The organism is Streptomyces sp. BK208 (genome assembly GCF_004364245.1).
In the GTDB taxonomy this organism is placed as follows: domain Bacteria; phylum Actinomycetota; class Actinomycetes; order Streptomycetales; family Streptomycetaceae; genus Streptomyces.
On the sequence record NZ_SOAV01000002.1, the window covers coordinates 513974 to 528718 of the forward strand.

Annotated in this window: 10 protein-coding genes and 2 tRNA genes; 10 read left to right on the top strand and 2 right to left on the bottom strand. The window is 73.3% G+C overall.

Annotated features, from left to right (window positions below):
- Positions 1–77 precede the first annotated feature (77 nt).
- The 5 genes from rsfS (at position 78) to EV562_RS06880 (ending at position 2239) form a co-directional block, all read left to right on the top strand.
- Positions 78–524 carry a ribosome silencing factor gene (rsfS, locus tag EV562_RS06855; protein WP_133885746.1) on the top strand — a complete coding sequence of 149 codons (447 nt, stop codon included), beginning with the start codon at positions 78–80 and terminating at the stop codon, positions 522–524.
- A complete protein-coding gene (locus tag EV562_RS06860; protein ID WP_133885747.1) occupies positions 521–1192 on the top strand; it encodes a histidine phosphatase family protein in 672 nt (223 codons plus the stop codon). Before rsfS ends, EV562_RS06860 begins: the two co-directional genes overlap by 4 nt.
- 151 nt (positions 1193–1343) lie before the next feature.
- A tRNA-Ala gene (locus tag EV562_RS06865) sits at positions 1344–1416 on the top strand.
- A gap of 380 nt (positions 1417–1796) precedes the next feature.
- Positions 1797–2030: a hypothetical protein gene (locus EV562_RS06875; protein ID WP_003976229.1), complete on the top strand. Its 234-nt coding sequence runs from the start codon at positions 1797–1799 to the stop codon at positions 2028–2030.
- Between the two features lie 136 nt (positions 2031–2166).
- Positions 2167–2239 (top strand) — tRNA-Ala (locus EV562_RS06880).
- A 56-nt stretch (positions 2240–2295) separates the two neighbouring features.
- On the opposite strand, the gene EV562_RS06885 is transcribed toward EV562_RS06880, so the two are convergent.
- Entirely contained in the window at positions 2296–3906 is a 1611-nt protein-coding gene (locus EV562_RS06885) for an NADH-quinone oxidoreductase subunit NuoF family protein (protein WP_166661625.1), read from the bottom strand.
- Entirely contained in the window at positions 3903–5180 is a 1278-nt protein-coding gene (locus EV562_RS06890) for a ferric reductase-like transmembrane domain-containing protein (protein ID WP_133885749.1), read from the bottom strand. Before EV562_RS06890 ends, EV562_RS06885 begins: the two co-directional genes overlap by 4 nt.
- A 527-nt stretch (positions 5181–5707) precedes the next feature.
- Here EV562_RS06890 and leuS point away from each other — a divergent pair.
- The 5 genes from leuS (at position 5708) to EV562_RS06920 (ending at position 14614) form a co-directional block, all read left to right on the top strand.
- Complete coding sequence (gene leuS, locus EV562_RS06900; RefSeq protein WP_133885751.1) at positions 5708–8602, top strand: leucine--tRNA ligase; 2895 nt, start codon at positions 5708–5710, stop codon at positions 8600–8602.
- A gap of 254 nt (positions 8603–8856) precedes the next feature.
- A complete protein-coding gene (locus EV562_RS06905; RefSeq protein ID WP_133885752.1) occupies positions 8857–9627 on the top strand; it encodes a hypothetical protein in 771 nt (256 codons plus the stop codon).
- Between the two features lie 117 nt (positions 9628–9744).
- Positions 9745–10590 carry a DegV family protein gene (locus EV562_RS06910; RefSeq protein WP_133885753.1) on the top strand — a complete coding sequence of 282 codons (846 nt, stop codon included), beginning with the start codon at positions 9745–9747 and terminating at the stop codon, positions 10588–10590.
- Positions 10591–10757: 167 nt separating this feature from the next.
- Positions 10758–11861 (top strand): ComEA family DNA-binding protein, encoded by a 1104-nt coding sequence (locus EV562_RS06915; RefSeq protein ID WP_133885754.1) that lies wholly within the window; start codon positions 10758–10760, stop codon positions 11859–11861.
- Positions 11862–12055: 194 nt separating this feature from the next.
- The gene (locus EV562_RS06920) at positions 12056–14614 is read left to right on the top strand and encodes a ComEC/Rec2 family competence protein (RefSeq protein WP_166661664.1); all 2559 of its coding nucleotides are present in this window, start codon (positions 12056–12058) and stop codon (positions 14612–14614) included.
- The last annotated feature ends 131 nt before the right edge of the window (positions 14615–14745 follow it).

The following is a 14745-nucleotide window of genomic DNA, read 5'->3' on the forward strand; positions in this document are numbered from 1 at the left end:
CACGGCTTCCGCGTGGGCCCGTGTCGGCGGTCGTGAGACCCTTGAGGTCAACCGACCGCCGACCCGAAAGCCAGGCAGTGACCGCGACCGACCGCTCCATCGAACTCATCAACGCCGCCGCACAGGCGGCGGCCGACAAGCTCGCGCACGACATCATCGCCTACGACGTCAGCGACGTGCTGTCGATCACGGACGCCTTCCTGCTGGCCTCCGCGCCCAACGACCGCCAGGTCAAGTCGATCGTCGACGAGATCGAGGAGCGGCTGAACAAGGAGCTCGGCGCCAAGCCGGTGCGCCGCGAGGGCGACCGCGAGGCCCGCTGGGTCCTGCTCGACTACGTCGACATCGTCGTCCACGTCCAGCACAGCGAGGAGCGCGTCTTCTACGCCCTGGAGCGGCTGTGGAAGGACTGCCCCGAGCTGGACCTGCCCGCCGACGCCAAGGAGACCCGCGGCAAGGCGGAGGAGCACGCCAGGCTCCAGGCCGCCGAGGAGGCGACGCGCACCGACGAGGACTGGCGATGAGCGCCACCGGCGAGGTGTCGGCCGGCAAGCCGGGCCGTGGCCGGCGCGTCATCCTCTGGCGGCACGGCCAGACCGCGTGGAACGTGGAGCGCCGCTTCCAGGGCAGCACGGACGTCGAGCTGACCGAGACCGGGATCGCCCAGGCCCGCCGCGCCGCCGGACTGCTCGTGCACCTGAGGCCCGACGCCATCGTCGCCTCCGACCTCGCGCGCGCCGCGGACACGGCCGCCGAGCTGTCCGTGCTCACCGGCCTCGAGGTCACCCTGGAGGAGGGGCTGCGGGAGACCTTCGCGGGTGTCTGGCAGGGCCTCACCCACGAGGAGATCATCGCCCGGTACGGCGACGAGTACACGGCCTGGAAGCGCGGCGAGCCCGTGCGCCGCGGCGGCGGCGAGCTGGAGACCGAGGTCGCCGACCGGGCCGCCCCCGTGGTGCTCAGGCACGCCGAGAAGCTGCCCGAGGACGGCACCCTCGTCGTGGTCAGCCACGGCGGCACGATCCGCACCACCATCGGACGCCTGCTCGGCCTGGAACCGCACAGCTGGGAGAGCCTCGGCGGGCTGACCAACTGCTGCTGGTCCGTCCTGGGCGAGGGCGCCCGCGGCTGGCGCCTGCTGGAGCACAACGCCGGCACCCTGCCGGAACCGGTGCTCGGCGACGACGTCTGAGCGGGGCGGCCGGGCCCGGCGCCCGTGCCCCGGCCGGTGGCCCGGGCCCCCGGATTTCACTTTCCGGCAGGTCGCAGGCTAAAGTTCTTCTTGTTCGCCCCGCCGAGCGGAGCGAAGTGAAGGACCATGCGGCCAGGGTCGCGTGGCACCAGGGGCTATAGCTCAGTTGGTAGAGCGCCTGCATGGCATGCAGGAGGTCAGGAGTTCAATTCTCCTTAGCTCCACAGCCCACGGACGAATCCCGTCCCCTTCGGGGGGCGGGATTTTTCGTTCCGCGTCCGCTTGAGCAACACACGTCCCACGGGCGTATAGATCTGCGGGGCCTCCGTGTCCGGACCGGTACTGAGGCGTCGCTGACCGTATTGGCCCGGTCGTGGCAGAATCAAACGGCCGGAAGGGGACCGCGGCCCGACGGGAGGGAGTGGCGATGCCTGGGAGCATCCTCGAGGAGGTCGGTCACCTCCTCGGTGGAGCGATGGCAAGGAACACCGTCACTCGTCTCAGCTGCCCCTCCTGCGGTTCCGGGCACGTGGCCCAAGTCCTCGGCGACAACGGCGGAGTCTCGTACGTGTGCACGGCCTGCGGCCACAGCTGGAGCTGATCGATGGGTGCACACAGGCGGAAGTGCGACTGGTGCGGCAGCGGCACGCCCATCGTGCGCGACATGGAGCCGGTCAACCCCGACTACCAGTACTGGTGCGAGGAATGCGCGCGGGCGCTGATCATAAAAGGCGACCCCATCGAGACGTACCGCGAGCTGGAGGGCGAGCCGATCTACGGCCGGCTCCTCGAGGAACACTGCACGCTCAAGCGGTTCTACTCGTTCGTGACGGCGTAGCCGCGCCCCGGGTCCGGCGGCCTGACCGGAGCCCGCAAGAGGGCAAAGCGGGCAAACCGGAAACGATTTGGTGTTGTGCCCGGTCGACCGTGTAATGTTGGCGTCGCCGCCGGGGAGACCGGGCGGCGGACAACAAGGGGCTATAGCTCAGTTGGTAGAGCGCCTGCATGGCATGCAGGAGGTCAGGAGTTCAATTCTCCTTAGCTCCACAGTGACAGGGAAACCCCCCGGATCCTCGATCCGGGGGGTTTTCGCGTGCTCCGTCTCAGCGGCCGAGCGCCCGGCGGCCGCGGCCCTGGGACAGCACCGGCAGGTTGGTGCGCGAGGACGGGGCCTGCCCGCGGGTGTCCTCCTCGATGCGCAGCGCCAGCGCAGGGCAGCGGCGCACCGCGCGCACCGCCTTGGCCTCCGCGAAGCGCGGCACCTCGGCCTGCGCGACGGTCGGGAAGCCGTCGGCGCCCAGCTGGAAGACCTCCGGGAGGATGTCCGCGCACAGCCCGTGGCCCCGGCACAGCGTCCAGTCGACGTGGATCTTCTGGCGACTGGGCCCGTTCTCCTCCCCGCCGCCCGGGACGCCGGTCGGGGTCCTGCCCCCCTCGAAGAGCGGCAGGACGCCCTCCACGGGCCGTCCGCAGCCGTTGCCGAGGACATGGGCGGCCAGGTCGTCCGTGAACGCCTTGACGGTCGACTCCAGGAACATCGCCGAGCCGTCCGGGTGCGAGCAGGCGCCGCGACGCTTCACGTTGCCGGCGACCTGCTTGACCGCTTCGAGGGCGGCGGGACCGCCCCCGTTGAGAATGTCCTCCAGGCCCCGCGCGGCGGCCGGCAGGCCCAGGTAGCAGGGGCCGCACTGGCCGGCGCTCTCCTGGGCCAGCCACTGCGCCACCCGCAGCGACTCGCCCAGCGGGCAGGTGTCCTGACCGATCGGCAGGATCGCGCCCGCGCCGAGCGAGCCGCCCACCTGCTGCAGCGAGTTGCGGGAGACGATCGCCTCGTCGACGGTCGCCGCGTCGATCCACTTGCCGTGGTAACCGCCGGTCAGCACCCCCTGCGGCACCGGCGGGGCGCCGGCCAGCTGGAGGACGTAGCGCAGCGGCACACCCGTGGGGACCTCGATCACCATCGGGCGGGCCACCGCGCCGGAGACGGTGAGCATCACGGTGCCCGGCTCGTCGTACAGGCCGGTGTTGCCGTAGCGCTCCGGGCCGATGCGGGCGGCGATCGCCAGCTGGGCGAAGGTCTCGGCGTTGGACAGCAGGGTGGGCGCGCCGCCGACGCCGCTCCTGGAGGCGCTCACCTTGCGGCCCGGCGGGATGGCCGGGCCGCCGTCGATGGATCGGATCAGCGAGGCCGCCGCGCCGGTCACCATGCGCACCGGGTTGCGCTGCACGCGCGCGCGGAGGGCGGACCGGCGGCCGTTGCTCAGGCCGCGCTCGGCGAGGGCGGCCTCCATGGAGCGCTGCGTCGACTCGCGCGTGACGCCGATGACCAGCGTGCGGGCGCCCATGGCCTCGGCGCACAGCAGCGCGCCGTCCAGGATCAGGTGCGGCGCGCGGTTGATCAGCACCGTGTCCTTGCGGCAGGCCGGCTCGTCCTCGCTGCCGTTGACCACCACGACCGGCCGTACGCCGCGCTTGATCGCCGCCTCGGCGACCGAGCGCAGCTTCTTGTGGAAGGGGAAGCCCGCGCCGCCGCGGCCCCTCAGGTTGATGCGTTCGGAGAGCTGCGCGAGCTGCTCCCCGCCCATCGGTTCGAGCGGACCGTGCACCTTCAGGTGCATCGGCAGATCAAGCCGCTCGACAAGGTCGAAGCCCGACGTGAGCTGGGGAAGCCCGACCACGCGGACCTCGGGGACGTCGGGCAGGGCCTCGTTCACTCAAAGCCTCCGGAAGGCGTGTTCCAAGGTTCACCGGAACCCGGTGCGTCGAAGTCGCGGGACGAGGGCGCACCGGGAGTTGGTTCAGGGGTGGGACCGCTGTTGTACGTGTCGTCCGGGTAGTACGTGTCGAAGGCGGCGTTCGTCTCACGGGTGTCGTACACGTCACTCGAGCCGTAGCCCGAGGCGGGGGGCGAGGAGTACTGGGCCGAGTACGCCGCGGAGTGACCCGAGGCGTCCGTGGCGCCGTACACCGGGATGGTGTACCCGGTGTCGTTCAGCGGGTCGTAGTGCGACGGGGGAGCCTCGCCGACCGGGGGCGGCGACGGTATGGGCCAGCTGCCCGAGGTGCTGCCGCCGCCGTCCACGAGGGGCATCGCCTCGGTGGGCCGCATGTCCGGCGGGAGCGGGGCGGCGGACGCGGCCGGGTCGGCAGTCAGCGGCGTCCGGCGTGCGCCCGAGGGCCCGGACACGGCGCGGTAGGCCGCCGCGAAGCCGCCCGCGGCGTCCGGCGGAGTGAGGCGCTCCGCCGGTTCGTACAACGGGGCGGACGGGGACGCGCCGCGTGACCGGGAGGCCCCGGCGCGCTCGTGGCCCGGCAGGGCGGAGGCGCCCGTCGGCCGGCTGTCGGCCTCGGCCTCACGGGCGGGTCGCTGCGCGGTTCCCAGGAGGCCGGCGATCCGGTCGGCGACCTTGCGCTTGACCGGGCGGGGCGCCGCGCGCAGCGCCAGTGCCGCCATGACGCCGACCACGGACAGGGCGTACAGCACCACGAAGACCGGCTTCGCCGCTCGACCCGCGTAGAGCCCGTGCAGCAGGGCCAGGCACCAGGCCGGGTAGGCCAGCATGTGCATCGCCCGCCAGCGGGCCGCCACCGGAGCCGGGGAGGCGAAGCGGTTGCGCAGGGCTCCGGTGACGCTCACGAAGATCATGAGCATGCTGGCCAGGGTGCCGAAGCCGATGAGGACGGCCCGGCCGCCGAACGCCTCGTCCTCCGTGGCCAGAAGCCCGAACGGGATCACGGCGGCGACCCAGGTGGTGTGGTCCAGGAGGAGTTTGACCACGATGTGCACCAGGAGGAACACGACCGAGGCGACCGCGGTGGTCCGGTGCACCGCCTGGGCCAGGATCCGCTGCCGGGTGTCGAGGACGATCCGGTCCTGGGCGAGCAGGCCCCAGATCACCGAGCAGCTGAGGAAGACCAGGGAGAGGACCCCTGCGCCGAAGTCGAGGAACTGGGCGAAGGTGTCGTCCACCGTGCTGTCGTTCGTCATGACGAACGGCCTCCCCACGTCAGGGACGCGCGGGGAGGCGGCGAACTGGTGTCGCGAGGGTGGAGCGGGGGAGGGTTCATGGGGGCAACTCCGGAGCGGTTCGGGAAAGCGGTCCCGCTGCCGCACTCTAAGTGGCGCCATACCCGTGGGTAGGAGGTTTGAGTTATTGCGTTGTTATCAAATGGCAGTCCGCTTGTAGTGGCGTCCCTTAGTGGTCGTTACGCGAAGTAACCTTTGACCCTGGTTCAGGAGCGGCCCCCGGTTACCGGGTCCCCGGACCCGCGTTCCGGTGGCCCCGAAGCCCGTCGCGGCCCGCTCGGCGACTGCGGTACCCTGACGCCATGCGTGCCGTACGCCTTCTGCTTAGCGAGCCGCGCTGATCAGTCCCGACCCCGGTCGTATCCGGAGGCCGGAATCGGCGCGGCGTCCCCTCCTGTGCGAGGGGATTTTTCATTTCCCGGCCCCGCAGCCGCTGGACATGAAGGTCGCAGCCGCTGGCAGAGACGATCGATGGAGCTTTGAGGATCATGAGCGAGACGAACCCCGCGGCGACCGCCCCTGTGTCGGCGGACGCCGCGCCGCACCGCTACACGGCTGCCATGGCCGCCGAGATCGAGGCACGCTGGCAGGACTTCTGGGACGCCGAGGGGACCTACACCGCACCGAACCCCAAGGGTGACCTGGCGGGCGACCCGGAGCTGGTCGCCCGGCCCAAGAAGTTCATCATGGACATGTTCCCGTACCCCTCCGGTGCGGGCCTGCACGTCGGCCACCCCCTGGGGTACATCGCCACCGACGTCTTCGCCCGCTTCCAGCGGATGACCGGCCACAACGTCCTGCACACCCTGGGCTTCGACGCCTTCGGCCTGCCCGCCGAGCAGTACGCGGTGCAGACCGGCACGCACCCGCGCGTGTCGACCGAGGCCAACATGAAGAACATGGTGAGCCAGCTGCGCCGGCTGGGCCTGGGTCACGACAAGCGGCGGTCGTTCGCCACGATCGACCCCGAGTACTACAAGTGGACCCAGTGGATCTTCCTGCAGATCTTCAACTCCTGGTACGACGACGAGGCGAAGAGGGCCCGTCCGATCGACGAGCTGGTCGCGCAGTTCGACTCCGGTGAGCGGGCGGTGCCCGGCGGGCGCACCTGGAGCGCGCTGAGCGAGGCCGAGCGCGCCGACGTCCTGGGCGAGTTCCGCCTGGCCTACGCCTCCGACGCGCCGGTCAACTGGTGCCCCGGACTGGGCACCGTGCTGGCCAACGAGGAGGTCACCGCCGACGGCCGCTCCGAGCGCGGCAACTTCCCCGTCTTCAAGTCCAAGCTGCGCCAGTGGAACATGCGCATCACCGCCTACGCCGACCGGCTGCTGGACGACCTGGACCAGCTGGACTGGCCCGAGGCCATCAAGCTGCAGCAGCGCAACTGGATCGGCCGCTCCGAGGGCGCCCGCGTCGACTTCCCCGTCGACGGGGAGCGCATCACCGTCTTCACCACCCGCCCCGACACCCTGTTCGGTGCGACCTACATGGTGCTGGCGCCCGAGCACCCGCTGGTCGAGAAGTTCACCCCGGCCGCCTGGCCCGAGGGCACCCGCGAGGCGTGGACCGGCGGTCACGCCACCCCGACCGAGGCCGTGGCCGCGTACCGCGCGCAGGCCGCCTCGAAGTCCGACGTCGAGCGGCAGGCCGAGGCCAAGGACAAGACCGGCGTCTTCATCGGCGCGTACGCGACCAACCCGGTCAACGGCGAGCAGGTCCCGGTCTTCATCGCCGACTACGTGCTGATGGGCTACGGCACCGGCGCCATCATGGCCGTCCCGGCGGGCGACCAGCGCGACTTCGAGTTCGCCCGCGCCTTCGAGCTGCCGATCCGCTGCATCGTCGAGCCGACCGACGGCCGCGGCACCGACACCGCGACGTGGGAGGACGCCTTCGCCTCCTACGACGCGAAGATCATGGCGTCGTCCAACGACGAGGTCAGCCTGGACGGCCTGTCCGTCGTCGAGGCCAAGGAGCGCATCACCGAGTGGCTGGAGCGCACCGGCGCCGGTGAGGGCACCGTCAACTTCCGCCTGCGCGACTGGCTGTTCAGCCGCCAGCGCTATTGGGGCGAGCCCTTCCCGATCGTCTACGACGAGGACGGCATCGCCCACCCCCTGCCCGCGTCGATGCTGCCGCTGGAGCTGCCCGAGGTCGAGGACTACTCGCCGCGCACCTTCGACCCGGACGACGCCGACACCAAGCCCGAGACCCCGCTGTCCCGCAACGAGGACTGGGTCCACGTCACCCTGGACCTGGGCGACGGCCGCGGCCCGCGCCGGTACCGCCGCGAGACCAACACCATGCCCAACTGGGCCGGGTCCTGCTGGTACGAGCTGCGCTACCTGGACCCGCACAACAGCGAGCAGCTGGTCGACCCCGAGATCGAGCAGTACTGGATGGGCCCGCGCGAGGGCCTGCCGCACGGCGGCGTCGACCTGTACGTCGGCGGCGCCGAGCACGCCGTGCTGCACCTGCTGTACGCGCGCTTCTGGTCCAAGGTCCTGTTCGACCTGGGCCACGTCTCCTCGTCCGAACCGTTCCACAAGTTGTTCAACCAGGGCATGATCCAGGCCTACGTCTACCGGGACAGCCGCGGCATCGCGGTGCCCGCCGCCGAGGTCGAGGAGCGCGACGGCGCGTACTACTACCAGGGCGAGAAGGTCTCCCGGCTGCTGGGCAAGATGGGCAAGTCCCTGAAGAACGCGGTCACCCCCGACGAGATCTGCGCCGAGTACGGCGCCGACACGCTGCGCCTGTACGAGATGGCGATGGGCCCCCTGGACGTGTCCCGGCCGTGGGACACCCGCGCGGTGGTCGGCCAGTTCCGGCTGCTGCAGCGGCTGTGGCGCAACGTCGTCGACGAGAACACCGGTGAGCTGTCCGTGGCCGACGTCGCGGAGAGCGACATCGACGCCGGCACCCTGCGCGCCCTGCACAAGGCCATCGACGGCGTAAGGCAGGACCTGGAGGGCATGCGCTTCAACACCGCCATCGCCAAGGTCACCGAGCTGAACAACCACCTGACCAAGGTGGGAGGCCCCGTCCCGCGGTCGGTCGCCGAGCGCCTGGTGCTGCTGGTCGCGCCGCTGGCCCCGCACGTCGCCGAGGAGCTGTGGCGCAAGCTGGGGCACGAGTCCTCGGTCGTCCACCAGGACTTCCCGGTCGCCGACCCGGCCTACGTCGTCGACGAGACCGTGACCTGCGTCGTGCAGATCAAGGGCAAGGTCAAGGCGCGGCTGGAGGTCGCCCCGTCCATCTCCGAGGGCGACCTGGAGAAGGCGGCACTGGCCGACGAGAAGGTCGTGGCCGCGCTGGACGGGGCCGGGATCCGCAAGGTGATCGTGCGGGCGCCGAAGCTGGTGAACATCGTCCCGGCGTAGCGGGTGACCGGGGCGCCCGGGGAGCCGCGTGGTGCGGTGACGGTGCGCCCGGGACCGCGTGTGCGGTGACCGGTGCGCCCGGGACCGCGTGTGCGGTGACCGGGGCGCCCGGGCGTCCCCTACGGGTCGGGTGCGGGCAGGTTCGGGGTTCTCGCGGAACCTCGGGCCTGCCCGGTGCGTTTACGGTGGAAGAGCGGCGCGACATGCGCCGCCGACCGCCGGTGCGCGGGCCGGACGTCCGAAGGAGGAGCTCCGTGGAAGCAGCGCTCACAGTGTTCGCCCTGCTCTTCCTGCTCGCCGTGGTGCTGGGCGTCTACGCCACGGTGAAGGCGGTCGGTGCGGCCAAGCGCAGCGTGGACCGCGGTCTCACCCAGGCCCGCCGCACCGTGGAGGACCACACCCTGCGGGCCAAGTCCTTCGTCCAGGTGGGCCCGGCGGCCGAGCTGGCCCAGCTGCGGCTGACGCTGCGCACCTCCATGCGCGCCACCCAGGACGCGCTGCACGCGCGCGTGGCCGAGGACGCGTCCCTCAAGGAGTCCCTCGCCCTCTTCGAGCGGCTCAGCGCCCACGGCTTCGAGCTGGACGGCGAGCTGCGGCGGCTGGAGTCCGAGCCGGACCGCGCCACCCTCGCCGAGCGCCTGCCCGGCCTGCGCGAGCGCACCGAGCGCATCACCCGGTCCGCGGACGCCCTGCGCTGGGCGGCCCGCGACCGCGCCCGCCACTTCGCCGACGACGACCTGGACTCGCTGAGCGCCCAGATCGACGTGGAGGCTGGCGCCCTGCGGCACTGGACGGACCGGGAGACGGAGACCGGGACGACGCCGGGCGAGGACCGGACCGTCGCGTCGCCGTCCTGGCCCGACGCGCCGTCCGCCGACGCCCCGCCCGCCCGGCAGACCTGGCCGGACTCCCCGGCACAGGCACAGGCACAGGCCGCGGACCCCGCGCGGCCCGCCATCACACCGCCCGCCGCGCGTCCCGTGTACCCGTGGCAGAAGAAGACCCGCCCGGAGAGCACGACCTGACCCGGCCTGCCTGCCGGCCGGCCGTGCGCGGTGAACGCCCGGTCGTCGGGGCCGGACTGCCGTACGGGCACGGGGCCGGACTGCCGTACGGGCACTACGCCAGGTAACCTCCAGCTCATGTCCCGCCATGTCGCTATCGTCACGGATTCAACGGCCTACCTCCCGGCCCGGACGATGGAGCGGCACGGCATCACCGCGGTACCCCTGACCGTCGTCCTGGGCGACCGCGCCCTGGAGGAGGGCACGGAGATCTCGACCCGCTCCCTGGCCCGGGCCCTGCAGAAACGGCGGCCGGTCACCACCTCCCGGCCCAGCCCCGCGCTCTTCGCCGAGACCTACCGCAGGATCGCCGAGTCCGGGGCCGACGGCATCGTCTCCCTGCACCTTTCCGCCGAACTCTCCGGCACCCACGACGCGGCCGTCGTCGCGGCCCGGGAGGCGCCCGTCCCGGTCAGGGTCGTGGACACCGGCATGATCGCGATGGCCCTCGGGTTCTGCGCGCTCGCCGCCGCGGAGACGGCGGAGGCGGGCGGCACGGTGGACGAGGCCGTCACGGCGGCCGAGAAGCGGGCCGCGGGCACCTCGGCCTACTTCTACGTCGACACCCTGGACTATCTGCGCCGCGGTGGCCGGATCGGGGCGGCCCAGGCGCTGTTCGGCTCCGCGCTCGCCGTGAAGCCGCTGCTGCAGCTGGCGGGCGGCCGCATCGAACCCCTGGAGAAGGTCAGGACGGCCTCCAAGGCCATCGCCCGCCTGGAGGAGATCGCCGCCGACCGGGCGGGCAGCGCACCCGTCGACATCGCGGTCCACCATCTCGCCGCCACCGACCGGGCGTCGGCCCTCGCGGACCGCCTGCGGGACCGGGTGCCCGGGCTGGCGGACCTGCACGTGAGCGAGGTCGGCGCGGTGATCGGCGCGCATACGGGGCCGGGGTTGCTGGGGGTCGTGGTCTCCACGCGGTGAGGGCGGTGCGGTCGCGGTGAGGGGGTGCGGCGTGCGCGGTGGACCGGTGTGATGAGCGTCGTCGTGTGACACTCGTGCGGTGGTCGGAGTTTTCCACAACCCGTGGGTAGTCCCCGGTAATCGACCATGATCGTCGCGGTGGGGGCGAGGTGTCCGATCCTCGTCGCATGGCTCTTCGATCACACTCCCGCACCGCGAACGCGACCAGTGGCCCGGGTCGCGCCCCGGCTTCCGACGGCCGCCTCGCGCACCGTCGCGCGTCCGGCTCCCGCTCCCGTTCCCGCCTGCGCTCCCACGCCCGGCACGGCCGCCGGCGCGTACCGCCGGAGGAGCTGCGCCGCAGGGCGGAGGCGCTGTTCGCCGGGCGCGCGGAGGACGGCGAGCATGCCGAGCATGCCGAGCACGCCGCGCACGACGGGTCGCAGGAGGAGACGGGGAAGGGCCCGCCGCCGCCCGGCGTCGACGCCACTGCCGGCACCGGCACCGGCACCGGCACCGCCGACCCCTGCTTTGACGGCGCCGGGACGACCTGGCGGCAGCGGACCGGACAGGCGCTGCGGGAGCGGATGCCGCTGTGGCTGCAGGCCCGGTGCGGGCTGGAGCGCCGCAGCGTGGCCGCGCTCTCGGTGCTGCTCGTCGTCGCGGCGGTCTTCGCGGTGCAGCACTTCCGGGCCGGTCGCACCCAGCCCGTGGCCGCCCCCGAGGTGGTGCGAGAGGCGGCGGCGTACGGAGCCGGGGACGCGGCGCCGAAGACCGGGGAGGGCGGCGTCGGGGAGGGCGCCACCACCGGAGCGTCCAGGTCCGGGTCAGCGCCCTCGCCCACGGCGGGGGCCGAGATCGTGGTGGACGTCGGCGGCAAGGTCCGCGAGCCCGGCATCCACACCCTCCCCGCCGGTTCACGTGTCGCGGACGCCCTGCGTGCCGCCGGAGGCGTGCGCCCCGGCACGAAGACCGACGGACTGAACCAGGCCCGCTTCCTGGTGGACGGCGAGCAGGTGATCGTCGGAGCGTCCGCACCCGCGCCCCCGCCGCCCGGAGCGCAACCCGCACCCGGCGGGCAGGCGGGGGCGGGACCCGCGGCACCGGTCTCCCTCAGCATGGCCACCACCGAGCAGCTCGACACCCTGCCGGGCGTCGGCCCGGTCCTCGCCCAGCACATCATCGACTACCGCACCCAGCACGGCGGTTTCCGCTCGGTGGACGAACTGCGCGAGGTCAACGGCATCGGCGAGCGCCGCTTCGCCGACCTGCGGGATCTCGTGCGGCCATGAACACGGACGTGACGCGGACGGCGAGGCCGCACGGGCCGGACGCAACCGCCGGACCATACGCAGCCGCCGGGCCGGACACCGTCGCCGGGCCCACCACCATCGGGCCGGACGCCGTCGTCGGGCCGGGCGCCGTCGTCGGGCCGGGCGCCGTCGTCGGGCCGGTGCGGCCACGTGCGAGGCCCGCGCGCGCCGCCGTGCACGTTGCCTCCGGGCATCGGCTGGGCGCGGCCCACCCTCGGCAGGAGGGCCCCGCCGACCTGCGCCTGGTGCCGCCCGCCCTGGCGGCCTGGGCGACGGCGGCGCTGGTGCTGGACGTGCCGACCGGCTGGGCGGTGGGCGTGGCGATCGGCGCCCTGCTCCTGTCCGGCGCGCTGCTGCTGGTGTCGTCGCGCGGCCGGGTGCGGGTACCGGTCGCCGCGCTGCTCCTCTGCGTCGCCGCGTCCGCCACCTCCGCCGCACTGCACGGCGCGGACCTGCGCAGGGGGCCCGTGCCGGAGCTGGCGCGGCGGTACGCCACCGTCACCGCGGAGGTCGAGGTCACCGCCGACCCCCGTCTGACCCGGCCACGCGTCCGGGGTGACCGCGCGGTGCCGCCCACGGTGCTGATCGAGGCCGACGTGCGGCGGTTGACCGAGAGCGGCGGGACGGCGGTGACGACCCGGACGCCGGTCCTCGTCCTCGTGGACGTCGGCGAGGAGGACGAGCGGTCCCGCACCCGGCCCGCACCCTCCCGCTGGCTCGACCTGCTGCCGACCACACGGCTCCGTGTCACCGCCCGGCTGTCACCCCCGAGGCAGCGCGGCGACCGGATCGCCGCGGTGCTGCGCGTGCGGGCCGGCCGACAGCCGCCGGAGCAGGCCGCGCCGCCCTCGACGGCGCAACGTCTGGCGGGCCGGTTGCGGGCCGGCCTGCGCGAGGCGACCGAGGACCTGCCTACCGACGCGCGGGCGTTGCTGCCGGGGCTGGTGGTGGGGGACACCCGGCGCGTCACGCCGGACCTGGAAGAGGCGTTCAGGGAAACCGACCTGACGCACACGCTCGCGGTGTCCGGCGCCAACTTCACCATCGTCCTCGCGCTGCTCCTCGGCCCGCCGGGCCTGGCCCAGCGCAGCGAGCGCCGAGGCCTGGCACCCCGGCTCGGCCTGCACCTGCGGACGACCGCGCTGCTCGGCGGAGTGCTGGCGCTCGCCTTCGTCGTCGTGTGCCGCCCCGACCCGAGCGTGCTGCGGGCGGCGGCCTGCGGCTCCGTCGCCCTGCTCGCCCTGGCGACCGGACGCCGCAGATCCCTCCTCCCCGCCCTGGCGACGGCGGTCCTGCTGCTGGTCCTGTACGACCCCTGGCTGGCCCGGAGTTACGGTTTCCTGCTCTCGGTGCTGGCCACGGGGGCGCTGCTCACGCTCGCCCCACGGTGGAGCGCGGGGCTGCGCCGACACCGGGTACCGCCCCGGCTGGCGGAGGCGCTGGCCGCCGCGGGCGCCGCGCAGGCCCTGTGCGCGCCGGTCGTCGCCGTGCTGTCGGCGCGGGTGAGCCTGGTGGGGGTGCCGTGCAACCTGCTGGCGGAGTTCGCCGTGGCCCCGGCGACCGTGCTCGGCTTCGCGGCGCTGGCGACGGCGCCGGTGGCGATGGCGCCGGCCAAGGTACTGGCCTGGTGCGGAGGCTGGCCGGCCGAGTGGATCGCGGGGATCGCCCGCACCGGGGCGGCGCTGCCCGGCGCGGGAGTGGACTGGCCGGGCAGCTGGGCGGGGGCGGCGCTGCTCGCCCTCGTCACGGTGGTCGTGCTGCCGGCAGGCAGGCGGCTGGTGCGGCATCCGTGGTGGTGCGGTGTCTGCGCCCTGCTGCTGGTCCTCGTGGTGGTGCAACCGCCGCCGCTGGCCCGGGTGATCAAGGGGTGGCCCCCACCCGGCTGGCGGATGGTGATGTGCGACGTGGGGCAGGGCGACGCGTTGGTCCTCGCCGCGGGCGAGGGAGCCGGGGTGGTCGTGGACGCGGGGCCGGACCCCGCCCTGGTCGACCGCTGTCTGCGCACGCTGGGCGTCACCCGCGTCCCTCTCGTGCTGCTGACCCACTTCCACGCCGACCACGTGGCGGGGCTCCCCGGGGTGCTGCGGGGCCGCTCGGTGGGGGCGATCGAGACCACCGCCCTCGAAGAGCCCGCCGACCAAGCCGAGTTCGTCCACCGGCAAGCGACCACCCATCGCGTCCCGCTGCGGCAGGCCGCCGCCGGAGAGCATCGGCGCTCAGGACCGCTGTCCTGGCAGGTGGTCTGGCCCCCTCCGACTCCTGGGAGCCCGACGAGTCCAACAGGCCCAACGGGCCCAACGGGCCCAACGGGCCCAACGAGTCCAACGGGCCACGCGACGGCCGCGGCACCGGACACGGAAGGCGGGGCCAACGACGCCAGCGTCACCCTCCTGGTCCGCACGGCGGGCCTGCGTCTGCTCCTCCTCGGGGACCTGGAGCCCCCGGCCCAGCGAGAGCTGGCCCGCTCCCCGGCGGCAGCGGCCCTGGCCGGCGTAGACGTGCTGAAGGTGGCCCACCACGGCTCCGCCCACCAGGACTTCGCTCTCCTACGGCAAGTCGCGCCACGTCTGGCGCTCATCAGCTGCGGCGCGGACAACACCTACGGCCACCCGGCGCCGGGCACGGTCGCGGCCTTGCTCGCCCAGGGCACGACGGTGCGGCGCACGGACCGGGACGGGGCGGTGGCGGTCGCCGGCACGGGCCGGGAGTTGCGGGTGGCGGGGGGTGACTGAGGGAAGAGAGCCGGACCGGTGGCCAGCCGGATCACGGTCGTTCCGGTGTCTGCTGTGCCGTGGGAGGCGTAGGCGGGCGGGCACCGGGAATTTTCAGTCCAGCACGGAAGGAGGCGTGGAAGACGACATCG

Bases quoted from the DNA above. Each gene is read 5' to 3' on its own strand.
- EV562_RS06860 (WP_133885747.1), top strand. From the start codon at position 521: ATGAGCGCCACCGGCGAGGTGTCGGCCGGCAAGCCGGGCCGTGGCCGG.
- EV562_RS06875 (WP_003976229.1), top strand. From the start codon at position 1,797: ATGGGTGCACACAGGCGGAAGTGCGACTGGTGCGGCAGCGGCACGCCC.
- EV562_RS06890 (WP_133885749.1), bottom strand. From the start codon at position 5,180: ATGACGAACGACAGCACGGTGGACGACACCTTCGCCCAGTTCCTCGAC.
- leuS (WP_133885751.1), top strand. From the start codon at position 5,708: ATGAGCGAGACGAACCCCGCGGCGACCGCCCCTGTGTCGGCGGACGCC.
- EV562_RS06910 (WP_133885753.1), top strand. From the start codon at position 9,745: ATGTCCCGCCATGTCGCTATCGTCACGGATTCAACGGCCTACCTCCCG.
- EV562_RS06915 (WP_133885754.1), top strand. From the start codon at position 10,758: ATGGCTCTTCGATCACACTCCCGCACCGCGAACGCGACCAGTGGCCCG.